At 70.5% G+C, this 23,981-nt stretch carries 18 protein-coding genes; 5 read left to right on the top strand and 13 right to left on the bottom strand.

The annotated features are described in order from the left end of the window. Nucleotides 1-146 precede the first annotated feature (146 nt). From cobM to FFK22_RS16240, 6 genes are read right to left on the bottom strand one after another with little or no spacing between them, the layout of a single operon-like run. Nucleotides 147-926, bottom strand: a complete 780-nt coding sequence (gene cobM, locus FFK22_RS16265) for a precorrin-4 C(11)-methyltransferase (protein WP_138889750.1) — start codon at nt 924-926, stop codon at nt 147-149. Then, nucleotides 923-2,722, bottom strand: coding sequence for a precorrin-3B C(17)-methyltransferase (cobJ, locus tag FFK22_RS16260; protein WP_138889749.1), 1,800 nt, complete (start codon nt 2,720-2,722; stop codon nt 923-925). The genes cobM and cobJ overlap by 4 nt, the downstream gene beginning before the upstream one ends. Beyond that, a complete protein-coding gene (gene cobI / locus FFK22_RS16255; RefSeq protein WP_138889748.1) occupies nt 2,719-3,423 on the bottom strand; it encodes a precorrin-2 C(20)-methyltransferase in 705 nt (234 codons plus the stop codon). The genes cobJ and cobI overlap by 4 nt, the downstream gene beginning before the upstream one ends. Continuing rightward, nucleotides 3,420-4,640: a precorrin-6y C5,15-methyltransferase (decarboxylating) subunit CbiE gene (gene cbiE, locus FFK22_RS16250; protein ID WP_138889747.1), complete on the bottom strand. Its 1,221-nt coding sequence runs from the start codon at nt 4,638-4,640 to the stop codon at nt 3,420-3,422. The genes cobI and cbiE overlap by 4 nt, the downstream gene beginning before the upstream one ends. After that, nucleotides 4,640-5,263: a precorrin-8X methylmutase gene (locus tag FFK22_RS16245; RefSeq protein ID WP_138889746.1), complete on the bottom strand. Its 624-nt coding sequence runs from the start codon at nt 5,261-5,263 to the stop codon at nt 4,640-4,642. The genes cbiE and FFK22_RS16245 overlap by 1 nt, the downstream gene beginning before the upstream one ends. Before the next feature lie 8 nt (nt 5,264-5,271). Next, nucleotides 5,272-6,480: a sirohydrochlorin chelatase gene (locus FFK22_RS16240; protein ID WP_221938636.1), complete on the bottom strand. Its 1,209-nt coding sequence runs from the start codon at nt 6,478-6,480 to the stop codon at nt 5,272-5,274. Between the two features lie 142 nt (nt 6,481-6,622). On the opposite strand from FFK22_RS16240, the gene FFK22_RS16235 reads away from it, so the two are divergent. Continuing rightward, nucleotides 6,623-7,504, top strand: a complete 882-nt coding sequence (locus tag FFK22_RS16235; protein WP_186002491.1) for an SDR family oxidoreductase — start codon at nt 6,623-6,625, stop codon at nt 7,502-7,504. Nucleotides 7,505-7,633: 129 nt separating this feature from the next. Here FFK22_RS16235 and FFK22_RS16230 read toward each other — a convergent pair whose 3' ends face one another. Together FFK22_RS16230 and FFK22_RS16225 are read right to left on the bottom strand one after the other, a co-directional pair. Further along, entirely contained in the window at nt 7,634-9,688 is a 2,055-nt protein-coding gene (locus FFK22_RS16230) for a M3 family metallopeptidase (protein WP_138889745.1), read from the bottom strand. Between the two features lie 60 nt (nt 9,689-9,748). Beyond that, a complete protein-coding gene (locus tag FFK22_RS16225; protein WP_138889744.1) occupies nt 9,749-10,984 on the bottom strand; it encodes a YeeE/YedE family protein in 1,236 nt (411 codons plus the stop codon). A 224-nt stretch (nt 10,985-11,208) separates the two neighbouring features. Here FFK22_RS16225 and FFK22_RS16220 point away from each other — a divergent pair, with 224 nt between their 5' ends. Further along, nucleotides 11,209-11,820: a type VI secretion system-associated protein TagO gene (locus FFK22_RS16220; protein WP_138889743.1), complete on the top strand. Its 612-nt coding sequence runs from the start codon at nt 11,209-11,211 to the stop codon at nt 11,818-11,820. Nucleotides 11,821-11,857: 37 nt separating this feature from the next. On the opposite strand, the gene FFK22_RS42985 is transcribed toward FFK22_RS16220, so the two are convergent. Next, nucleotides 11,858-11,995, bottom strand: coding sequence for a hypothetical protein (locus tag FFK22_RS42985; RefSeq protein WP_186002490.1), 138 nt, complete (start codon nt 11,993-11,995; stop codon nt 11,858-11,860). A gap of 269 nt (nt 11,996-12,264) precedes the next feature. On the opposite strand from FFK22_RS42985, the gene FFK22_RS16215 reads away from it, so the two are divergent. From FFK22_RS16215 to FFK22_RS16205, 3 genes are all read left to right on the top strand, one after another. Beyond that, nucleotides 12,265-12,693: a hypothetical protein gene (locus FFK22_RS16215; protein ID WP_138889742.1), complete on the top strand. Its 429-nt coding sequence runs from the start codon at nt 12,265-12,267 to the stop codon at nt 12,691-12,693. Nucleotides 12,694-12,871: 178 nt separating this feature from the next. Then, nucleotides 12,872-13,489 (top strand): adenylate/guanylate cyclase domain-containing protein, encoded by a 618-nt coding sequence (locus FFK22_RS16210; RefSeq protein WP_138889741.1) that lies wholly within the window; start codon nt 12,872-12,874, stop codon nt 13,487-13,489. A gap of 125 nt (nt 13,490-13,614) precedes the next feature. Beyond that, nucleotides 13,615-13,959 carry a hypothetical protein gene (locus FFK22_RS16205; RefSeq protein WP_138889740.1) on the top strand — a complete coding sequence of 115 codons (345 nt, stop codon included), beginning with the start codon at nt 13,615-13,617 and terminating at the stop codon, nt 13,957-13,959. Here FFK22_RS16205 and FFK22_RS16200 read toward each other — a convergent pair. The 4 genes from FFK22_RS16200 to FFK22_RS16185 form a co-directional block, all read right to left on the bottom strand. Next, entirely contained in the window at nt 13,914-15,914 is a 2,001-nt protein-coding gene (locus FFK22_RS16200; protein WP_138889739.1) for a BTAD domain-containing putative transcriptional regulator, read from the bottom strand. The two genes, FFK22_RS16205 and FFK22_RS16200, sit on opposite strands and share 46 nt — an antisense overlap. Before the next feature lie 302 nt (nt 15,915-16,216). Continuing rightward, on the bottom strand, nt 16,217-20,107 hold the full coding sequence (gene putA, locus FFK22_RS16195; protein ID WP_138889738.1) for a trifunctional transcriptional regulator/proline dehydrogenase/L-glutamate gamma-semialdehyde dehydrogenase: 3,891 nt from the start codon (nt 20,105-20,107) through the stop codon (nt 16,217-16,219). Nucleotides 20,108-20,204: 97 nt separating this feature from the next. Continuing rightward, the gene (locus tag FFK22_RS16190) at nt 20,205-21,863 is read right to left on the bottom strand and encodes an aconitase X (RefSeq protein ID WP_221938635.1); all 1,659 of its coding nucleotides are present in this window, start codon (nt 21,861-21,863) and stop codon (nt 20,205-20,207) included. A gap of 116 nt (nt 21,864-21,979) precedes the next feature. After that, complete coding sequence (locus tag FFK22_RS16185) at nt 21,980-23,980, bottom strand: CocE/NonD family hydrolase (protein WP_138889736.1); 2,001 nt, start codon at nt 23,978-23,980, stop codon at nt 21,980-21,982. Nucleotide 23,981: the final 1 nt, after the last annotated feature.

Genomic DNA, 23,981 nt, shown 5'->3' with positions numbered 1-23,981 from the left:
CAGGGGTCAGGATGCAGACATCAAGGCAATCCCCACTCCTGTCATGCCCGGGCTTGACCCGGGCATCCAGGGCGGCCCGAACAGCTCTCGGTGGCCTCTGGATTGCCGGGTCAAGCCCGGCAATGACAAAAGGGGGGTAGTTCGTTTCATATCGAAGCAACTTTCGTGCCGCGCTTGGGGCGCAGCACATGGACATGCGCCGGGTCGTAGAGGGCGCTGTCGGTGAATTCGGTGTCTCCCAGCACGCGGCCGACCAGGATCAGCGCGGTGCGGGTGATCTTCGCCGCGCGCACCTTGGCGCCGATATCGGCCAGGGTGCCGCGGATGATCTGCTGGTCCGGCCAGGTGGCGCGGTAGACCACCACCACGGGGCAATCGGCGCCGTAGGTCGGCTCCAGCGCCCGCCGCACCGCCGGGATGTTGCGGATCGACAGGTGGATCGCCAGCGTCGCGCCGGAGCGGCCCAGCGTCTCCAGCTCCTCGCCCGGCGGCATGGCCGAGGCCTTCATCGTGGTCCGGGTCAGGATCACGGTCTGGCTGACGTCGGGCAGGGTCAGCTCGGTGCCCAGGGCGGCGGCAGCCGCCGCGAAAGCGGGCACGCCGGGGGTGATGGTGTAGGGGATGCCCAGCGCCTTCAGCCGGCGGATCTGCTCGGCGATCGCGCCGTACAGCGACGGGTCGCCGGAATGCACCCGGGCGACGTCCTGGCCTTGGGCATGGGCGGCCTCGATCTCGGTGATGATCTGGTCGAGATGCAGCGGCGCGGTGTCGATCACCCGTGCGTCGGGCGGCGCATGCGCCACCACCGCCTCCGGCACCAGCGAGCCGGCATAGAGGCAGACCGGGCAGCGGGCGATCAGGTCGCGGCCGCGCAGGGTCAGCAGATCCGGGGCGCCGGGCCCGGCGCCGATGAAATGCACGGTCATGCCCGCTGCGCCTCCGGCTTGTCGCCATAGCCGCGCGGCGTGTAGACGCGCGGGGTGCCGTCGCCGAGCGTCAGCGCTCGGCTTTCCGAGGAGCCGACCAGCACCAGGGTCAGCATGTCGACCATCTCGACGGTGAGGTCGCCGAGCGTGGTGACGGTCAGGGTCTCGCCGTCGCGGCCGAGATTGCGGCCCAGCACCACCGGCGTCGCCGCCGGCCGGTGCGCCAGCAGGATCTCGCGGGCCTGCGCCAGCTGGAAGCGGCGGCGCTGCGACACCGGGTTGTAGAAGGCGACGACGAAATCGCCCTGCGCCGCCGCAGTGATCCGCCGCTCGATCGCCGGCCAGGGCGTCATCAGGTCGGACAGCGAGATGGCGCAGAAATCATGGCCCAGCGGCGCGCCGATGCGGGACGCGGCCGCCTGCATCGCCGAGATTCCGGGCACGGTGGTGACCTCGACCCCGCGCCAGTCCGGCCGGCCGCCGCGCTCGATCAGCTCCCACAGCAGGCTGCCCATGGCGTAGATGCCGGCATCGCCGGAGCAGATCAGGGCGACGTCCCGCCCCTCCGCCGCCAAGTCCAGCGCCGCGCGCACCCGCAGCTCCTCCTCGCCCAACTTGTAGTCGTGCCGCGCCTTGCCGGCGGCGGCCGGGCCGAGCAGGTCGATGTAGAGGCTGTAGCCGACCAGGTCGGTGGCGGCGGCGATCAGGCGGTCGGCCTCCGGCGCCCGCCAGTCGGCCCGGCCCGGGCCCATGCCGATCAGCGCCAGCGTGCCGCGCTTCCGCCCGATGCGGTCGGGGTCGAGGATCGCCGGTGCCTCGGCCACGGCGCAGGTGGCGCGGCGGGACTTGCGCTTGGCGACGATGAGGCGCCCGCCCTCCCCGGCTGCGGCCAGCGCCGCCGCCTCGGCCACGCCGTGGCAGCCGATCTCGCGGAACACGACCTCGGACGGGTTGGCGAGGCGCGGCGTCTCGGCCTCCAGCGTCGCCGGATCGAACACCCGCAACGGCAGGCCGAGCGCCCGTGCCGCCGCCTGCAGCCCGGTCTCGTCGGCCTTGAGGTCGACTGAAACCAGTGAGGCCACGGCTTCCGGCGCCAGCCCGGCTTCGGCCAGGGTGCCGCGGATCAGCGCCTCGATCTCCGCCGCATCGGCGCCGCGCTCGCAGCCAACCCCGACCGCCAGCACCGCCGGGTGGAACACCAGCCGGTCGGGATCGGATGGCAGGGTCCGGATGTCGGCGACAATCACCTTGCGCGCATTCGGATCGAGCGGCAGCCCGGCCTCCGCCAGCCAGGGCAGATCGCCGTCCAGGCGGACGGTTTCGCCCGTCAGAAGATCGGCCGCGAAGCTCTTGTAATCGCTGGCTTCCGACAGCCGCCAGCCGGACGGTGGATCGTCCAGCGCCACGCCGAAGCGCAGGTCGCCGGCGGTGGTGATCGCCGGGGCGATGCCGAGGATCTCGGCCACCCGCCGGGCCAGGTCGTTGGCGCCGTGATGGCCGCCCAACAGCGGTACCACCGCGCTGCCATCCTCGGCCACCGCCAGCACCGGCGGCTCGCTGCGCTTGTCGGCCAGCAGCGGCGCCAGGATGCGGATCAGGGCGCCGGCGGCGCAGAGGCCGATGATCGGCTCGCCCGCCGCGAACAGGGTCCGCAGATGCTCGGCGAGCTTGCCGAAGGCGATGTCGGCGCCAGTGACGCGGCAGGACGGCGCGTGGATCGCCGCACCCGGCAGCAGCGGCTTGAGGCGCTGCGCGGTGGCGAGCCCGCCCGGGGTCAGGGTGATCAGCGCCGTCATCGCCACGCCGCCCCGCGCCGATGCGCCAGGATCATCGAGAAATAGGGCACGGTTTCGGGATCGACCTCGCTCAGCTTCAGCACGCGCTGATGGCCCAGCGTGGCCCGCTCGACATAGCGCGCGCTGGCATACAATCCAGTTTCTTCAAGCAATTGCGATATCTTCTTGAAGTGTCGACTGAGCTTCATGATCGCCACTGCCTCGGCGGCGTGCAGCCGCGGCCGCAGTTCCTCTTCCGGCAGCGGCGCCGGCAGCACGGTCAGCACGTCGTTACGGGCGGCCAGCGGCAGGCCGGTGGCGGCGGCGCAGGCGGTCAGCGAGGAGACGCCGGGCACCACCTCGACCCGGTGGCGCTCCGCCAGCCGGCCGAACAGATACATGAACGAGCCGTAGAAGAACGGGTCGCCCTCGCACAGCACCGCGACGTCGCGGCCGGCGTCGAGATGGCCGCCGATCTCGATGGCCGCGGCGTCATAGACCGCCTGGGCCGGGGCCGGATCGACCCGCATCGGCACGCGGATGGCGATCTCCACCTGGCCGCCCTGGAGATGCGGCGCGACGATCGCGCGGGCGAAGCTGTCGCCGACATCCGGCGCCGGATAGGCCAGCACCGGCGCCGCCCGCAGAAGGCGCAGCGCCTTCAGCGTCACCAGCTCCGGATCGCCCGGGCCCACGCCGAGGCCATAGAGGGTGCCGGTCATGCCTGCCCCCACGGCTTCGTGACGGCCCATTGCGTCACCGGCATCAGCGGGCGCCAGCCCTGGTAGCCGCCGACAGGCTCGGCCCGCGACACGGCGATGCGGGACAGGCTGCCGCCGAGCCGGGACTGGTGGCCGATCACCGCGACCTCGCCCTCCGCCGTCACCACATTGGCGACCAGCCGGCCGCCCGGCGGCAGCGCGGCCCAGCAGGATTCGACCACGCCTTCCGCGGTGATGCCGCCGCCGATGAACACCGCATCCGGGCGCGGCAGGTCGTCGGCCAGCGCCGCCGGGGCCTCCCCGCGCACCACCTTGAGGAAGGGCGTGCCCAGCGCCGCCGCGTTCTGGGCGATCAGGGCCAGGCGGCCATCGTCGCGCTCGACCGCCACGGCCCGGCAGCGCGGGTCGCTGCGCATCCACTCGATCGCGATCGAGCCGCAACCGGCGCCGACATCCCACAGCACCTGCCCGGGCGACGGCGCCAGCGCCGCCAGGGTGATGGCCCGGACCTCGCGCTTGGTCAGCTGGCCGTCATGGGCGAAGGCATCGTCCGGCAGGCCCGGCACCGCCGGCAGCACCCGCGTCTCCGGCCCGGCGACGCAGTCCAGCGCGATGGTGTTGAGATCGTCGACCTCGCGATCTCCCCAATCGGCGGCGGTGGCGCGGGTGAGGCGCTCGCCCTCCCCGCCCATCCGCTCCAGCACGGCGAAGCCGCTGCGGCCCCAGCCGGTGCGGCGCAGCAGCTCGGCCAGCCGCGCCGGGGTGGTGCGGTCGGCGCTGAGCACCAGGATCTTCGCCCCGGGCTGCAGATGCGGCACCACCAGCTCCAGCGGCCGGCCGTGCAGCGTCACCATGCGGGCCTCGACCAGCGGCCAGCCGAGCCGGGCGCAGGCCAGGCTGAAGGCGGACGGCGCCGGCAGCACCACCATCTCGGCGATCGGGATGCGGCGTGACAGGGTGACGCCGACGCCGAAGCACATCGGGTCGCCGCTGGCCAGGACGCAGACTCGGCGGCCGCGCAGCGCCTCGATCTCCGGCACCAGGGCCAGCAGCTGCGGCGGCCAGGGGATGCGACGGCGGCCGTCCTCCGGCACCATCGCCAGGTGCCGCTTGCCGCCGACCACGATCTCGGCGCCGTCATAGAGGGCGCGGGCGCCGGGCGACAGGCCGTCCAGCCCGTCCTCGCCGATGCCGATGATGCTGAGCCAGGGGGTCATCAGATCCCCTCCCGCGCCAGGGCGTTGACCGCGGCCGAGGCCATGGCGCTGCCGCCGCGCCGGCCCGGCAGGGTCAGGAAGGGCACGTCGCTTTCGGCCAGGGCCGCCTTGGATTCGGCGGCGCCGACGAAGCCGACCGGGAAGCCCAGGATGGCGGCGGGCCGCGGCGCCCCCTCCTGCAGCAGCTCCAGCAGCCGGAACAGGGCGGTCGGGGCGTTGCCGATCGCCACCACCGCGCCGTCCAGCCGGTCGCGCCACAGCTCGACCATCACGGCCGAGCGGGTGGTGCCCAGGCGGCGCGCCAGCTCCGGCAGCGACGGGTCGCCGATCAGGGAGACGATCTCATTCCCGGCCGGCAGGCGGGAGCGAATGATGCCGGATTCGACCATGCGGCAATCGACCAGCACCGGCGCGCCGGACGCCAGCGCCGCCCGGCCGCGGGTCGCTATATCAGGGGTGAACAGCAGGTCGTCCACCACCTCGACCATGCCGCAGGCATGCGCCACCCGGACGGCGAGCCCGGCCACGTCCGGCGGAAACCGCTCCAGCCGCGCCTCCGCCCGGATGGTGGCGAAGGACTGCCGGTAGATCGCCTCCGGGTCGCGGAGATAGGCGTGCGGCATCCCGGCCCTCACCCGGCCTTCTTCAGGCTCTTCGGCCCCAGCGGATGGTCGGCATGGGGATAGGGATGGTGGTGATGGCCATGGTCATGGCTGTGACCGTGATCGTGGCTATGACCGTGATCATGCTCGTGGTGGTGATGGCCGTCATCGTGATGATGGTGATGGTGGCGGTGATCGCCGTGGTGGTGATGGTCGTGGCCATGGTCATGGTGATGCCCATGATCGTGGTCGTGCCCGTGATCATGATGGTGCGCCGGGCCGCCGGAGATGCCTTCGACGTGGTGGTGGTGGCTCTCCTGCGGCAGGCCGACCTCGGCCTCGAAGCCCAGCACCTGCATCCGGTACTTGCACATCTGGCAGTTCATGTTGCCGGTGCCGGCGAGGATCTCGGCGATCCGCTCCTCCAGCGTCTCCAGCACCAGCGGGTGGTCGTTCAGGTAGCGCGCCTTGACGAATTCGATGCCCGGATGGCGGGCGGCGACGGCGTCGGTGGCGTCATAGATCCGGTCGACCAGGATGCCGGTGAACAGGAAGTACGGGAACACGACGATGCGGCGGTAGCCGAGCTTCGCCGCATGCTCCAGCGCCGGCTCGACCAGCGGGAAGGTGACGCCGGAATAGGCGGTCTCGCCCCAGCCGAAGCCGATGCCCTCCCACAGCATCCGCATCACCTTGGCGACGTTGGAATTGGCGTCGGGGTCCGAGGCGCCGCGGCCGACCACCACCAGCATGGTCTCGTGCAGCGGCACCGGCCCGTCTTCCCGCTTGGCATCGGCGATCTCCACCGCCTCCTGCACCCGCTCGCCGGCGGCGCGCAGCATCTTCACGTCGATGCCCAGCTCGCGGCCGTAGCGGATGGTCAGGCTCGGATGCTGCGCCTGGTAGGTGTTCAGCACCGACGGGATGTCGTTCTTGGCGTGGCCGGCGGCGAACAGCATGCCGGGAATCGCCAGCACCTCGGTCACGCCCTTGGCGCGCAGCCGGTCCAGCCCGTCGCGAATGATCGGCCGGGCGAATTCGAGATAGCCGTAATCGACCTCGTGTTGCGGCAGGCGGCGGCGCAGTTGCAGGGACACGGCGGCGAACTCGTCCACGGCCCCCTCGTCCCGGCTGCCATGGCCGCAGATCATCACGCCCAGCTTGCCCGCCATCATGCCCTCCTGGCTCCACGCCATGCCGGCACGGCCGGAATCCCGGCAGCGGACGGTGGGCGGCACGCGCGGATATCGCTTGGATCTATCCGTCGAAAGACCCCGTTGCCCTTGAGCATCCCGGGGGCGTCGCGGGACGCACCGTCGACGTCCCGGCCGGCACATTGCTATAGGCTTCCTCCGGAAGGCAACAGTGACGCGACACGCAATGGACGATCTGCGACCCGGACGGCTCTTCGTCTTCGGCCTCGGCTACAGCATGACCCGGCTGGCGCGGCGGCTGCGCGACCTCGGCTGGCAGGTCGCCGGCACCACGCGCGATGCCGACCGCCTGGAGCGGCTGCAGGACGAGGGATTCGAGGCCCATGCCTTCGGCCCGGACCGGCAGCTCGATCCCACCGTGCTGGCCGGGACGACGCATCTGATCCAGTCGATCTCGCCGGAGGAATCGGGCGACCCGACGGTGCCGGCGCTGGCCGAGACCTTGCAGGCGCTACCCGAGCTGCGCTGGGTGGGCTATCTCTCGACCCCCTCGGTCTATGGCGACCGCGGCGGCGCCTGGATCGACGAGACCGCCGATCCGACCCCTGGGTCACCGCGCGGCTGGAAGCGGCTGGAGTCGGAGCGTGCCTGGTTCGGTGCATTCCAGAGCACCGGCGTGGCGGTGCAGGTGTTCCGCCTGGCCGGGATCTACGGGCCGGGGCGCAGCGCGTTCGACCAGCTGCGGCACGGCCGGGCGCGGCGCATCGACAAGCCGGGCCAGGTGTTCAACCGCATCCATGTCGATGATATCGGCAGCGTGCTGATGGCCTCGATGCGCCGGCCTGCTCCGGGGGCGATCTACAACGTCGCCGACGGCCACCCGTCCAGCCCGAACGAGCCGATCGAGCATGCCGCCCGGCTGCTCGGCATCGACCCGCCGCCGCTGATTCCGTTCGGGCAGGCCGGCCTGTCGCCGCTCGGCCGCGAGTTCTACTCGGAGTGCAAGCGGCTGAAGATCGACCGGATCATCGACGAGCTCGGGGTCCACTTGGCCTATCCGAGCTTCCGCGAGGGGCTGGATGCGATCTGGGCGGAGGAGCAGGCCTGAAATTAATCCGTCATGGCGAGCCCCGAAGGGGCGTGGCCATCCAGGGCAGCTCGCACCGCCCCCTGGATGGCCACGGCGCTACGCGCCTCGCCATGACGGTTCATTACATCCTGCGACCGGCCTGAACCCTCAAGCCGCCTCGGCCAGGCCGCGTTTCTTCAGCAGCGCTTCCGGCTCCGGCGGGCGGCCGCGGAAGGCGCGGTAGGCTTCGGCCGGGTCGCGGCGGTAGCCGGCGGAATAGACGAACTCCGCCAGCCGGCCCGACACCGCCGGGTCGAAGATGTCGCCCGCCTCCTCGAAGGCACCGAAGCCGTCCGCGTCCAGCACCTCGGACCACAGGTAGCTGTAATAGCCGGCGGAATAGCCGCTGCCGGCGAAGACATGCTGGAAATGCGGCGGCCGGTGCCGCATCACGATCGCCGACGGCATGCCGATGCGCTGCAGCGTGGCGCGCTCGAACGCCGCCGGGTCTGACGCATCGGCGCCGGCGGCGTGGAAGTCGAGATCGACCAGGGCCGAGGAGATGAACTCGACGGTCGAGAAGCCCTGGTTGAAGGTGCGCGCCGCCAGCACCCGCTGCAGCAACTCCTCCGGCATCGGCTCGCCGGTGCGGTAGTGCAGCGCGTGGCGGCGCAGGATCTCCGGCCGCTCCAGCCAGTGCTCGTAGAGCTGCGACGGGAACTCGACGAAGTCGCGCGCCACATTGGTGCCGGCGATGGCCGGATAGGCCAGGTCGGACATCAGCCCGTGCAGGGCATGGCCGAACTCATGGAACAGGGTGCGGGCGTCGTCGAAGCTCAGCAGGCTCGGCGTGCCCTCCGCCGCCTTGGCGAAGTTCATGACGTTGACGACGATCGGGCGCACCTCGCCGTCGAGATTCTCCTGCTCGCGGATCGCTTCCATCCAGGCGCCGCTGCGCTTGGACGGCCGGGCGAAATAGTCGCCGTAGAACAGGCCGACGAAGCGGCCGTCCCGGCCCGTCACCTCCCAGGCCCGGACATCGGGATGCCACACCGGCACGCCCTTCTGCTCCTGGAAGGACAGGCCGAACAGGCGGTGGGCGGTGTCGAAGGCGGCCTCGATGATGCGCTCGAGCTGCAGGTAGGGCTTGAGCTCGCTCTCATCGAGGTCGAATTCCCGCTTGCGCTGCTGCTCGGCATAGTAGCGCCAGTCCCAGGCGGCGATCTCGAAATTGCCGCCCTCCTCCGCCACCAGCGCCTGCAGCTTCTCCTGCTCGCGCAAAGCGCGGGCCCGGGCCGGCACCCAGACCGAGTTCAGCAGGCCCAGCGCCGCCTCCGGCGTCTTGGCCATGGTGTCGGCCAGGCGGAAATCGGCATAGCTGGGATAGCCCAGCAGCCGCGCCTGCTCGGCCCGCAGCGCCACGGTCTCGGCGATGATCGGCCGGTTGTCGGCGGCGGCGCTCTCGCCGCGGGCGAGCCAGGCCTTGAACGCCGTCTCGCGCAGGTCGCGCCGGGCCGAGAACTGCAGGAACGGCTCGACGCTGGAGCGGCCGAGCGTGATCGCATGCTTGCCCGGCTGGCCGCGATCGGCGGCGGCGGCCGCCGCCGCGTCGCGCAACTCCTGCGGCAGGCCGGCCAGGTCGGCCTCGCCGTCCAGCACCAGGGCATAGGCCTTCTCGTCGGCCAGCACGTTCTGGCCGAAGCGGGTGCCCAGCGTGGCCAGGCGCTCGACGATCTCGGACAGACGCTGCTTCGCCGCCTCGTCCAGGCCGGCGCCGCTGCGGGTGAAGCCGAGATGGTAGCGTTCCAGCACCCGGTCCTGCTCCGGCGTCAGACCGAGCTCGGCGCGGCGGGCGAACAGCGCGTCGACCCGGCGGAACAGCGCCGGGTGCTGCTGGATCGCGTTGTGGTGCCGGGCCAGCAGCGGCGCGATATCGCGCTCCACCGCCTCGAGCTCGTCATTGCTGTGCGCCGAGGTCAGGTTGAAGAAGGCGGCGGCGACCCGGCGAAGGGCGCGGCCGCTGCGCTCCAGCGCCGCGACGGTGTTGTCGAAGCTGGGCTCGGCCGGATCGCCGGCGATGGCCGCGATCTCGCGGTCATGCTCGGCCAGCGCGGCATCGAAGGCCGGGCGGAAATGGTCGACCGCGATCCGCTGCCAGGGCGGGCTGCCAAACGGCGTGTCCCAGGGCGCGAGCAACGGGTTGGCGGAGATCTCGGAGCTCATCGTGGCACCGCTCTGTTCTGGATCCTTGGCCGCCAGACTAGCCAGGATCGCGGTCCGATGTCAGCAGCCGGTGAGGCGCGGCGTCCGCTCGACCTCCAGCCCGAAGGCCGGGCGCAGAGACGTGCCGGCGACATTGCCGAAGAAGGCGGCGACCAGCCACAGCCAGCCATGCAGGCTGCCCGAGGCGATGCCGGAGAAATAGGCGCCGATGTTGCAGCCATAGGCCAGCCGGGCGCCGTAGCCCAGCAGCAGCCCGCCGACCACGGCGGCGGCGACCTGGCGGCCCGGGATCCGCCAGACCGGGGCGAAGCGCCCGGCCAGGCCGGCGGCCAGCAGCGCGCCGACGACGATGCCGATATCCATCACCGAAGTGACGTCGGCGAGGATGCTGCCGTTCAGCACAGCGGCAGTTGCCGGCTTCGACCAATAGGGCCAGCTGGCCGGGTCGAACCCGACCAGCGCCGCTGCCTTCGAGCCCCAGAGGGCGAAGGCCGAGGTGATGCCCCAGGGCCGCCCGGCCAGGGCCAGGGTGACGAAGTTCAGCACCGCCAGGGCGACGCCGCCCCAGACCAGTGGCCAGGGGCCGCGCAGCAGCCGCTGCAGGCCGCGCGTCGCCGGCGCCTCAGGCGCCACCAGGCCGCCATGCACGCGGCGCTCGCGCAGCACGGTCAGGCCGGCGATCGCGGCGAAGATGGCGAGGTTCAGCAGCAGCGCCGGCCACAGGCCGAGGCTGGTGACCACCGAGACGGCGGGCAGCGATGGCTGGGCCGTCCACCAGTGCAGATGCGCCGCGCCGATCGCCGAGCCGGCGATGAAGAAGACCAGGGTCAGCACCATCCGGGTGGAGCCGCCGCCGACGGTGTAGAGCGTGCCGGAGGCGCAGCCGCCGCCGAGCTGCATGCCGATGCCGAAGAGGAAGGCGCCGACCACCACCGAGACGCCGAGCGGCGAGATGTTGCCGCTGACCGGCTGGCCGAACAGCGTGCCGGCCGACAGCGCCGGGAAGAACAGCAGCACGGCCACCGCCAGCATCACCATCTGCGCCCGCAGCCCGGCGCCGCGGCCGTCGGCGATGAACACCCGCCAGGCCGAGGTGAAGCCGAAGGCGGCGTGATACAGCACGATGCCGAGCGCAGCGCCCAGGACGTAGAACGCGGCCTGGCGGGCGTCGATCACCGCGGAGAGCAGCAGCACTCCGGCCAACAGCACCAGCCCGGCCAGGCCGGCCACGCGGAGATTGATCGCCTGGGCAAGACGGGGAGCGGCCTGACCGCCGGGAAGGGTGATCGTCGACATCGCCTGATTTCCGGTAGCGGCCGCCGCGGCGACGGCTTGGTTCGCAATACATAATCACATAGTACAAAATGTCAATTCGATGAAAACACATTCGAAAACTGATAAACTCCTTCGGACACTCTCCTGCTGTCGTCGCACGATCGCACACGAGTGCTATTGTGAAGGATCAACCATCCACGCGAGATTGAGATTCGCGATTTGAGACAACGATTTGGACGGTAGCGATGTTCTTGAAAGGGCTATTCCTCGGTGCTCTGGCGCCGGCCGCGACCGACCAGGCCTATGCCGCCTCTCCCGAAGACTGCGCGAAGATCGCCGCCGACACGGAGCGGCTGGCCTGCTACGACCTGCAGTTCAAGGCCAGCGTCTCTGCTGTGCCGCAACCGGCCGAGAGCAAATGGCAGGTCCAGGAGCAGATCTCGAAGATCGACGATTCCAAAAACGTGTTCCTCCGCGTGGCTTCCTCCGAGCCGATCACGGATCGCCTGGGACAACCGTCGGACCTGGTGTTCTGGATTGCCTGCCGCGAGCGCAAGACCAGTCTTTGGTTCGATTTCGGCGGGCAGTTCATGGCGGACCTGAACGGGGGCGGCCGAGTCACCTATCGGCTCGACAAGGCCGCGGCCAGAATCAAGTCCTTCGACGAATCGAACGACAATGAAGCACTGGGGCTCTGGAATGGCGGTGCTGCCATCCCCTTCATCAAGGAGCTTTTCGGCGGCACCATGCTGCTGGTCCGGGCGACCCCGTTCAACGAGAGCTCCATCACCGCCGAGTTGCCGATCGCCGGTCTCGAAGAGGCCGTCAAGCCGCTCCGCCAAGCCTGCAGCTGGTAAGGGGTGAGGTGAACTTCCCCACCCTACCCGATCGTCATCAGGCTGGCATTGCCGCCGGCCGCTCCAGCAGCAGCCATTCCAGGGCGTAGAAGGTGCGTCCGTCGGCCAGGTCGTCGCGGATCGCGCCCTGGACCGCGGTCGCTTGGTTCACCGTGTGCAGGGCAATCGGCGCCACCCTCGAACAGCACCGCGTCCGTCGTCAGAAGGCCATCGCAGCCGATTGACTCGGACGACTCCGGATCCATGATCTTTCCACTGCACCATCGCTTCGGCCCGTATCGGGGGGCGGGCGCGAGTGGGACCATTGCGGCCGGGCCCACCACAAGCCGGGATCGAGGCCCGTCTTCGAACGCTCCGGCCGGGACCGTGGCCTCGCGACGCGGGGGCAACCCGTCGTCGCCGTTGAGCACCTCCAACGCCGCGAGGCACTTCAGGAGGATCGACATGGCATATCTCGATGTGAGCCCGATGATCGTCGCGCTGCGCACCTCCCCGACCGAATTCGATCTCCGCCGCGGGCTGCTGCGCCACAAGCCCAGCGGCCACCGGGTGCTGTTCGACCCGCTGGGCGGCAGCGCCCGGATCGAAGCGAACTGCGACTGCGCCCTGCTTCGCATCTCGTACCAGCAGAGCCGCGAGCTGACCGAGGCGTATCACGACTGGGAGGAGACGTATTGGCGCGTCGTGCGGGTCAACCGCGACTTCGCCTCGCACTTCGACCGCCGCTTCTGGCCGAGGCTGGCGACCCATCTCGAACGCATCCTGCAGGCCGGCCTGACGGCTTTCGAACGGCTCGTCCCGGCACGGCGATCGAGGTCCGCCGAGACCACAGCCGCTCGCGACACCGCTCTGCCGCCGATGCCGGCGGAATGACGCCGTAATCGGATTGCGACAGGGCGGGACGGCCTGTTGCGGGCGGGGCGATCGGCGCCTCGCCCGCTCGGCTCACGCAGTTTTCACGCTGGGCGACCGGTCGGTACACGGAGCGTGCCGCTGTTCCGGAGACACTCCTGTCAACACCCCAGGACAAGGGAAAGACAGGGAGGTTCTCTTGTACACGACCAGAATGATCAGCAGGTCTCCGACCCGACCGGACGCCGCGACATACAGCCATCGGCACGCGTTGGGCCACGCACCCAGAATCGAACGCCGACGCCTCACCATCCTGGTCGCGGATGTCGTGGGGTTCAGCCGGCTCGTCGAGCTCGACGCCCTGTCCACGGCGCTCGATCTGCGGGCACTGCGGCGACGTTTCATGTTGCCGACCATCCTCGCCCATCGGGGCCGGCTGGTGAGCTCCGCCGGTGACGGCGCGCTGATCGCGTTCCCGCGCCCGGCGGACGCCGTGAACTGCGCCGTCGCGCTGCAACGCGGCGTGAACGCCGAGCAGGCTGGAGCCGGCACCGACCGCAGCCTTCGCCTGCACATGGGCGTCAGCACCGGCGACAGCATCGCCGTCGATGGCGAGTTGTTCGGGCATCCCCTGAACGTCGCCGCCCGCCTCCAGGCGCTGGCCGAGCCCGGGGACGTCTACCTGTCCGAGACCGTGATCGCCGAGGTCGCCGACACGACCGGGATCGGCTTCGAGGCCCTCGGACAATGCCTGCTCAGGAACATGGCCGAACCGATCGGCGTCTACCGGATCGCCCGCAGTGCGTTGGGGGGCTGATCAGCTCGACGCGCCGCTCCGCCTCCCATCGCCTTCCGGATGCCTGCGCATCCCAATGGAGGGCTTTCCATCTCCGGCCATCGGCCGCACGGTCATCTCATTTGACGCGCCAGGGGGAATGAACCATGCCGCGCTTCGATCCAATTGCCACCCCGAACGATTTTTCCGTGATCGACCTGGGCAACCGGGACCAGTTGCTCGCCGTCGGCGGGGAGGTCTTCAAGGCCGCGACGAACCCGGCCGATCTGGCCAACTTCATCGTCAACGCGAAATCCATCCTGCACCAGTCCAATCTCCTCAACGGGCTCGATCCCAGGGCTGTCGCAGGCAGGGGCATCAACGTGGTCGTCGATACCAATGAGGTGGTCAACATCGTCATCCCGCAGGTTCAGACCATCTTCAAGGACCAGCAGGAGAAGGATGACTACCTCAGGAGAATCGGGTTCATCGTCCTCTGCGGATGCCGGTGAGCGACCGATCCGTCTCGGGACGAGGTGATCCGCGCGACGGCGTCGACGAACTGCCATCGCCTGGCTTCGTCGGGGATGAGCACGACCTCGTCGAGCCAGCGGAGGGCGCGGTCGCGTGCGAACGGCTCCTCCCCTCCCCAGCTCCGGCCGAGGCGCCGGAAGAACTCCTCGCCGGTCGCCCTGGCCTCCACGGCGCGCCCCGAGGACGCCAGGGCCACCGCCCGCCAGGCGACCAGCTCGGGAACCGTGTCCGGGCCGAGCCGGGACAGTGTTAGTGCGCGCTCATAGGCCCCCGCATGGGTGCAGGCGACGGCCAGATACCAGTAGAAATAGGGCGGCGGGGCCGGGTGAATCTCGAGGGCGCGCTCGCCGCATCGGATCGCGTCGTCGATCGAGCCGAGATGCGCCAGCCCTTCGGCACAGGCGATCAGCGTCATCGGGTCGTCGGGGTTCAGCGCCCGTCCCTGCTCGAAATGGCGTCGCGCCTGCTCCGGCATGCGCTGGCGCAGATAGGCCCAGGCAGCGATGATGTGGCCATGGCTGTCCCATGGATCGATGGCGATGGCGTCCCGGGCGAGCCGGGTGGCGTGCGCGAAGGTCTCCGGGTCGCATCGTGAGCCGGGCACGAGCTGCTGCCGCGAGAGCTCGATCGAGGCCAGGCCGGACAGCGGGCGGGCAAAGCCAGGATCCGCCGATGCGGCGCGGTTCAGCAACGGTATGGCCGCGTCGAACGCCTCGCTGCTGAAGGTCTCCACCATCCGGTCGCCGGCGAGCCAGAGGTCATACGCTTCGGCGGTCTCGCCGAGCTGCGGGATGCGTGCCGTCCGGGCGACATAGTCGACCCGATACGCGAAACTCGCCAGGCCGGGCAGCACCGCGGCGAGGTCCGGGACCGCAGGAAAGGCGAGCACCTCGACCAGATGCTGCTGGTTCGTCGCCGTGTCGCACAGCCGCAGGCCGTACCGCCAAGCGGTTCCGTCGTGCCGCAGGCCGATCCGCAGCAGATAGGGGCCGGCCTCGGCCGCTTGCTCGGGCGAGGCGATCAGGCGGGTCGAAAAGGTCCGGTATCGGGACAGCGCGGTGACGAGCTCGTCTTCAAGCAGCTGCGACAGGTCGCGGACCAGCTCGGGCGGCCCGATGGCGGGCTGAACGAACACCGCCACCACCGGCGTGCGGTGCGGGATGACCCGTATGGTCGAGCCCGCGGGCGACGGCTGCTGACGACGGAGAGCGTCGACATGCGAACGCAGCTCGGCGGAGGGTTCGATGTCGAGCGCATGGGCCAGTGCCCGGCGGCATTGATCGAACTGGCGGAGAGCGGCCCCGATGGCTCCCTTGCGCGCATGCAGATCGATCAGGATGCAGTGCCCGCGCTCATGCGCCGGGTCGACCCGGAGCAGCGCCTGGGCGAGCGCCTCGATATCATGGTCCCGTCCGGACCGCTCCGCCGCCGTGACGGCGTCCTCCAGCGCATGGAGAATGGCGGCCTGGCGGGATGCGCGCTCGGCTTCCAGCCAGTGGTCGAAGGCCGTGCCGGGCGATGCGACGCCGTCGAGCAGCTCGCCCGTCCAGCCGGCGCTGGCCTGCAGGATCGACTCCACGGTCCCGGCCGCCAGGAGGCGGTCGATGCCCAGGGCGTCCACGGCCAAGGCCCGGGTGTCGAGCCGCACCGACAGGCGGTCGGCGATGAGCAAATCGTCGGCCTGATCGTCGAGACTCTGCCGCAGCTCGAGCAAGGCATGACGCAGCGACCCCTGGGCCTGCGCCTGGCCGCGATCGGCCCAGAACAGCCCGATCAGGCGCTCGCGCCGAGCCTGGCCGTTGGGCTGCAGGGCAAGATAGGCCAGAAGGCAGAACGCCTTCTTCAACCGCGGCGTGCAATCGGACCCGTCAGGCCCGACCAGTCGCGGATTCCCGAAAAGCTTCAGCGCAAAACCGCTCGCCAGCATATTCATGACCGTCGCCTCGCATTCCCGGCAGAGAACGTCGTCAGCAACGAAACCAACCGCACAATCACAGCAAAGGACGGCCGCAGTGTCAGATTTCAGGAATTCTCTCTTTTCTGCCGAGAGAATCCACAGGATACGGATATCTTCCTTTAGTCTGCAGATTTACTTAGTAATATTAGAAAACAACTTTGCTTAAATTATGTCAATCTGCACAACTCCGGTTCGGAATTGCTGGAGTGGGAAGGCTGCCGGTCTCACGGTGCGGGGTGCGGAAGCGCTCCCCGCACCGTGGATGGCCATCCAGAGCGTCACCCGATCGTCATCAGGCTGGCATTGCCGCCGGCCGCGGCGGTGTTGTTGCTGACCGAGCGCTCCAGCAGCAGCCATTCCAGGGCATAGAAGGCACGGGCCCCGGCGAGGTCGTCGCGGGTGACGCCCTGGACCGGGACCAGCGGGCCCGGCCGGGCCGCGACCGCCTGGTTGACCGCGTGCAGGGCGTCGCTGTCGCCCTCGAACAGCACCGCGTCGGCCTCGGCCGAGGCCCAGTCGTCGGCGCGGGACAGGAGGGGCTTCAGCGACGCCGGCACGGTCTTGAGCAGCGCATCGGCGACCTCCGACGGGGCCGACAGCACCGCCTTGTTGCCGGTGGCCAGGGCCACGCCGATCTGCAGCGCCGCGCCGGCCGCGGTCTGGGCCAGGCACAGCACCGTGCCGCGCGGCTCCAGGCTGTAGCTGTTCTTCTCGCCGACCGGGCCGGGCAGGTCGAGAGTCACGCCGAGCGGGCTGCGCGCTTCGAAGGCGGCGACGCGGTCGGCCTCCGCCGTCCGGCCGGCCTTGCGCAGGGCCGCCGCCCAGTCGCGCAGCGGCTGGAAGCGCTTGTCGTCCGCGACGCTATCCGCCGGCACCGGCCCGGCCTCGGGCCGGACCGAGAGCAGCCGGTACAGGTACATCGGCCCGCCGGCCTTGGGCCCGGTGCCGGACAGGCCGTGGCCGCCGAAGGGCTGCACCCCGACCACGGCGCCGATCAGGTTGCGGTTGACGTAGATATTGCCCGCCGTGGCGCGGTGCGAGACCCGGGCGATGGTCTCGTCGATCCGGGTGTGGACGCCGAAGGTCAGGCCGTAGCCGGTGGCGTTGATCGCCTCCAACAGCCGGTCGAGCTGGCTGCGGCGGTAGCGCAGCACATGCAGCACCGGGCCGAATACCTCGCGCTTCAGCTCGGCGATGTCGTCGATCTCGATCAGGGTCGGCGGCACGAAGGTGCCGTGCTTCGCCGCCTCCGGCAGCGGCAAGGCCTGGGTCTTGCGGCCCTTGGCCTGCATCGCTTCGATGTGCTTGGCGATGATCGCCCGCGCCTCGTCGGTGATCACCGGGCCGACATCGACGGCGAGGCGGTCGGGGTTGCCGATCGCCAGCTCCGCCATCGCCCCCTTCAGCATGGTCAGGACCCGGTCGGCCACATCCTCCTGGATGCACAGGACACGCAGCGCCGAGCAGCGCTGGCCGGCGCTGTCGAAGGCCGAGGCCAACACGTCGCCCACCACCTGCTCCGGCAGCGCCGAACTGTCGACGATCAGCGCGTTCTGGCCGCCGGTCTCGGCGATCAGCGGGATCGGCCGGCCCTCCGGGTCGAGGCGGTCGGCCAGCACCTTCTGGATGAGCTTGGCGACCTCGGTCGAGCCGGTGAACATCACCCCGCGGGTGCGGGGATCGGCCACCAGCCGCGCCCCGACCGGACCTGCGCCCGGCACCAGCTGCACCGCGCCGGCCGGCACCCCGGCCTCGCGCAGCAGGCGCACGGCGGCGGCGGCGATCAGCGGCGTCTCCTCGGCCGGCTTGGCCAGCACGGCGTTGCCGGCGGCCAGCGCTGCCGCCACCTGGCCGGTGAAGATCGCCAGCGGGAAGTTCCACGGGCTGATGCAGACCATGGGGCCGAGCGGCCGGTGGGTGTCGTTGGAGAACTGGTCGCGCACCTGGGCCGCGTAGTAGCGCAGGAAATCGACCGCCTCGCGCACCTCGCCGATCGCGTTCGGCAGGGTCTTGCCGGCCTCGCGGATGATGGTGCCCAGCAGGGCCGGCATCCGCGCCTCCATCAGGTCGGCGGCGCGCAGCAGGCAGGCGGCGCGGTCGGCGGGCGGGGTGGACTGCCAGATCGGCGCGGCCGCGGCGGCCTGGGCCATCGCCTCGTCGACCTGGTCGGCCGAGGCCTCGACCACCTGCCCGACCACGTCGCGCCGGTCGGCCGGGTTGCGGACCTCCCGGGCCGGGCCGTCGCGGTCGCCATCGCCCAGCATCGGCACGGCGCGGACCGCGGCGTCGACGCCGCCGAGCAGCGCGGCCGACAGCGAAGCCAGGCGCTGCTCGTTCGACAGGTCGATGCCGGCGGAGTTGTCGCGGCTGTCGCCGAACAGGGCGCGCGGCTGGGCGATCTTGGCGTGCGGGGCGCCCAGCGGCTGCACCTTGCGCGACGCCTCGACCGGGTCGGCGATGAGCTCGTCGATCGAGACGTCCGGGTCGCCGATGCGGTTGACGAAGGAGGTGTTGGCGCCGTTCTCCAAGAGGCGCCGGACCAGATAGGCCAGCAGCGTCTCATGGGTGCCTACCGGTGCGTAGATCCGGCACGGCCGGTCCAGCTTGTCGCGGCCCACCACCTCCTCGTACAGCCCCTCGCCCATGCCGTGCAGGCACTGGAACTCGTACTGGCCGCGATAGTAGTTCTCGCCGGCCATCTTGTAGATGGTGGCCAGGGTCTGGGCGTTGTGGGTGGCGAATTGCGGGAACACCGCGTCGGGTGCAGCCAAGAGCTTGCGCGCACAGGCCAGGAACGAGACGTCGGTGTAGATCTTGCGGGTGTAGACCGGGAAGCCTTCAAGGCCGTCGACCTGGGCGCGCTTGATCTCGCTGTCCCAGTACGCGCCCTTGACCAGCCGCACCATCACCCGGTGACCGCTGCGCCGGGCCAGGTCGACGATGTAGTCGATCACGAAGGGGCAGCGTTTCTGATAGGCCTGGACGACGAAGCCGATGCCGTTCCAGCCGGACAGCGCCGGGTCGAAGCACAGCGCCTCCAGCAGGTCGAGCGACAGCTCCAGCCGGTCGGCCTCCTCGGCGTCGATGTTGAGGCCGATGTCATAGCTGCGGGCCAGCACCGCCAGGGCGGTCAGCCGCGGCAGCAGCTCACCCTTCACCCGGTCGGCCTGGGCGCGGGAATAGCGCGGATGCAGCGCCGACAGCTTGATCGAGATGCCCGGCCCCTCATAGATGCCGCGCCGCTCCGCCGCCTTGCCGATGGCGTGGATCGCCTGCTCGTAGTCGCGCAGGTAGCGGTCGGCGTCGGCTGCGGTCGTGGCCGCCTCGCCGAGCATGTCGTAGGAGTAGCGGAAGCCCCTCGCCTCCAGCTTGCGGCCGTTGGCCAGCGCCTCGGAGATGGTCTGGCCGGAGACGAACTGCTCGCCCATCATCCGCATCGCCATGTCGACGCCCTTGCGGATCAGCGGCTCGCCGCCGCGTCCGATCAGTCGGGTCAGCGCGGCGGACAGGCCGGCCTCGCTGTTGGTGGTCACCAGCTTGCCGGTCACCACCAGGCCCCAGGCGGCAGCGTTGACGAACATCGACGGGCTCTGGCCGACATGGGACTGCCAGTCGCCGGACGAGATCTTGTCGCGGATCAGCGCGTCGCGGGTGGCGCGGTCGGGGATGCGCAGCAGCGCCTCGGCCAGGCACATCAGGGCCACGCCCTCATGGCTCGACAGCGAGAATTCCTGGATCAGCCCCTCGACGCCGGCGCCGACGCCCTTGGCACGCAGCGCCTCGACCAGCGTGCGGGCGATGCCCCGCGCCCCGTCGGTCACCGGCTTCGGCAGACTGGCGCCGGCCAGGATGAAGGGCAGGCATTCCTCCTCCGGCCGGCGATAGGCGGCGGTGATCTTGGCGCGCAGCACGGTCTGCGGCTGCACCGACTGGGCGAAGTCGAGGAAGGGCTGCGGCCCGGACTCCTCAGCCGCCGGGCTGTCGCTCGGGTCGCCGGCATCGGCCTCGTCGTGGCCGCCGAAGGTCTCGCCGCGCTCGACCCGGTCGAGCATCGCCAGCATCGCCTGCTTGACCAGCCAATGCGGGGTGCGGCCTTGCTTCTCCGCCGCCGCTTTCAGCCGCGCCCGCAACTCGTCATCGATCTTCACGCCGAATGTCGTGCTGGCCATGGCCCTGCCCCGCGAGATTGTTCTGCGGAAGTAGTACCATCAAAAGAGCAAAAGGTGAAACCTCACCTTTCTGAGGGTTGCACCTCTCGGCGGCAGCCTAGGATAGCCAGATCGGCTGCCGTGACGGGACACGCCCGGTGAGCGCGGCCTCGATGCAGTCGTCGAGGGTGCCGAGGCGCACGGCGCAGCCCGACAGCCCCGGTCCGTAATGGGCGTATTTGCCGGACGTGGTGATGACCGTCTGCGTCGCCGCCGGAAACACCGGCCGCGAGATCGAGCACCAGCACAGGTCGGGGATCACGTCGACGCCGCTGGCCCGGAGCTTGGCCATCGTGCCGTCCGCCTCGGCGGCGGCGATCACCTGCCGTCCCGCGGTGACGATCACCGCGACCTCCGGCTTCCGCCGACGGCCCGCCAGCCCATCGGCGAGGGTACGGCATTCTGCGAGCGAGGCGTGCGGGCTGCCGATCGCGATGAGGTCCATCACCTCCGGCCCGTCGTTCAGCCTGGCCCAGCCCTCGGCCAGCTGCGCGCGGGAGATGACGACGCGATCGGCGCCGGTGTCGACCATGGCTGCCTCCGGCGTGATGCCCTCGACATGCAGCATCGGCGCCGCCGAGGTCGTCCCGAAGGCGGCGCAGAGGGCCTTCAGGTCGTCCTGGGTCGGCATTGCCCCGGCCAGCCCGCGCAGCAGCGGTACTCGGTCGGGCGCGGCGTGGCCGGCGAGATAACCGATCAGCGGCCAGGCCTCCGGCCCGGCGCCGTCGGGAAGCTCGATATCGACGATGCGCTTCGCCCGCCGGTGCTCGTCCAGGAAGGCGCCGGCGAGAGGCGCTCGGCCGGTGAGCGCGATGCAGAGGTCCAGGAAGTCGGGATGCTTCGCCGTCCGCGCGCCGAGCACGGAGTTGGCGAAGATCACGGCATTCGATTCCGACCAGCCGATCGGCTCGCCCGAAGCCGGCGCGTCGTCCAGAAGGTAGGGGGCGCAGGTGAAGGTCGGCCGGCACCCCATCCGGACATAGCTGTCGGCGAGCCGCGCCGCCGGCCCGCCGAAGTCCGGCGACACGCCCTGGGCCTGCCAGTTCTGCCGGTCGACCGAGATGGCGTTCATCGTGGTCGGGACGCGGACCCGCGCGCCGAGCCCTTCCATCGCCTCGGCGAAGACGAGGTTCGCGGGACCGGCATAGATGCAGCCGTCGATATGGGCGCGCGTCACGTCGGTGAGCGCCGTCGCCCCCTGCTGCCGCGCCATGGCGGCGAGGATGCGCATGGCCTGCTGCAAAGCGGGGCCGTCCGCGCCGTCGAGCATGGCGCGGTCGCACGCGTCCAGCGCCAGCGCATCGGCGAGCGGCGGCGCGACCGGGATCCGCAGCCCATCGATCTCCACGGACTCCGGCGTGATCGACGCCGTCCCGGCGGCCGCCACGGCCGCGAAGGCCGCGGCCGGCAGGCGCAGCACCGGGATCAACCGCCCGAACATCTCCGCGGCGACGATCGCGCCCAGGGTCAGCGTGTCCTCCGGCTCGCAGAAGATCAGTGCCGCCGGCGCCCGACCGGCCATCGCCAGCTCGAGCAGCACGCCCGACCCCGAGCAGGAGCCGCGGCTGGTGGGCATGAGAACGACAGCCCCGGCCAGCGGGACACCATGCCGGGGATGATGCACGTCGATCACCATGCCGGTGGCGGCGTCGACCCCACCCCAGAAGCTCAGCCCTTCGTCCATGGCGATGACGGGACCGCAGGCGATCCCACTCAAGATGCTGAGTCCCTGGGCGAGGCGAGAGCTGTCGGCGCTGGTTGGCATCCGTGGAATCCGCTGGCTTCAGGCAGACAACTCTAGCGCCTCTCCATCATGGGTAAATCGGTCTGCGCCTAGACCAGGTCGCGCGGGATGTCCTCGGTCCAGGACCGTTCGGTCACCACCTGCCCATTCTCCTTCGCCGTCAGCTCGGTGGTCAGGTGCCAGCGGTCGAGATCGGCGGTCAGCACCGAGCGGCTCTCGATCAGGATGCGCCAGCCCTCGCGGCCCATCTCGTAGGACTGGGTCAGGACATAGCGGGCCGACAACGGGTCGTCATCGCGGATCGTCAGCTCGCGCTTCAGGCTGTGGGCCAGGGTGGTGTCGATCTCGTCGAAGCGCAGGATGCCTTCGCCGAACACCCCGCCGATACCCTCGGTGACATAGGTGGTCTCGCCGCTGATATGGTCCTGCTTCGAGTACCGCCGGATCGTTCCGGGCGACAGCTGTGTGGCTGGCGCGGCCGGGCCGCGGACCGGCGGCTCGAAGACCACATCCCCTGCCCCGCCTTGCCGAACCGGCAGGTCGAGATGGCTGGTGCCCGCCCGCAGGGTCAGGGTGGCGGCATACGGGGCCGGCCAGACGGTCGGCCAGTAGCCGGTGGCGATGGCGATGCGGATGCGGTGCCCCGCCGGGAAGCGGTGACCGCAATCGTTCAGCTTCACCCGCACCTGGTAGCGCTTGCCGGGCTCCAGCGGCACCGGCGCCTCATGCCCGTCGCGATGGGTCAGGTTCAGCACGCCGTAGCTGACCCGGGCCGAGCGCCCGTCCGGCGCCACGTCGCACAGCCGCACCGCCAACTGCGCCACCGGCGCGTCCGAGGCGAGGTCGAGCAGAAGCTCCGGCGCACCCAGGATCTCGACCGCCTCGTTGAGTGGCATAGTGTCGAACAGCTGCGCCGCGCCGTCATCGAGGCGCTGGTCGACCGGCAGCTCGCCGGGGCAGCCGGTGGCCATCCATTCGCCGGCCGCCTTGCCGTGGCTGAGCGGCGAGCGGACGAGGATGTCGCTCTCAGCACCGGCCGTATCGGCCAGCGCGCCCGGCGCGTTCAGGGCCCAGCGCCGCGGCCCGATCGCCGGGCTGGGCCATTCCGCCTCGCCGACCCAACAGCCTTTGGTCTCGGCGCGGGAGCCAACGGGGGCGTTCCAGTCCTCGACGAAGGCGCGCAGCATCGGCTCCGCCATCACCCCGGTGTCATGGCCCTTCAGCCACTGGTCCCACCAGCGCAGCGCCTCCTGCAGGAAGCCGATCGCCGGGCCCGGCGCGCCGTCCTGCGGATAGACATGGCCCCAGGGCCCGATGATGCCGCGGCGCGGCACCTTCAGCCCGGCCAGCAGGCGCGGCACCGCGTTGGTGTAGCTGTCGGCCCAGCCACCGACGGCCAGGACCGGGCATTGGATCGCCGACCAGTCCTCGCACACCGAGCCGTGCTTCCAGTATTCGTCATAACGCTGGTGCCGCAGCCACAGGGCCGGGAAGAAGGGCATCCGCTCCAGCCGTTCGAGCCACTGCCGGCGCCAGCCCTCGCCGACGATCGCCGGGTCGGCCGGCCGGGCCTGGTAGGCCAGCATGATGGCACCCCACCACAGATTGTCGTTGAGCAGGCAGCCGCCCTGGTAGTGGATGTCGTCCGAATAGCGGTGATCGGTCGAATAGACAGTGATGATCGCCTTCAGCGCCGGCGGCCGGCGCGCCGCCACCTGCAGCGAATTGAAGCCACCCCAGGACTTGCCCATCATGCCGACCGCGCCGGTGCACCAGGGCTGCGCGGCGATCCAGGCGATCACCTCCAGCGCGTCGTCCTGCTCCTGCTTCAGGTACTCGTCGGCCATATGGCCGTCGGACTCGCCGGTGCCGCGCATGTCGACGCGGATGGCGGCATAGCCCTGGCCGGCGAACCAGCCATGCATCGGCTCGTCGCGGCCGCGGGTGCCGTCGCGCTTGCGGTAGGGGATGTATTCCAGCACGGCGGGCGCGGGCGCCGCCTCCGCCCCCTCCGGCAGCCACAGCCGGGCGGCCAGGCGGGTGCCGTCGGCCAGAGGGATCCAGATGCTCTCCTCGACGCGGATCGGCATG

It is taken from the genome of Mycobacterium sp. KBS0706 (assembly GCF_005938675.2).
Classification (GTDB): Bacteria; Pseudomonadota; Alphaproteobacteria; order DSM-16000; family Inquilinaceae; genus Inquilinus.
The sequence above is the reverse complement of the archived record's forward strand: the minus strand, read 5'-3'. Positions and strand labels throughout refer to the sequence as shown.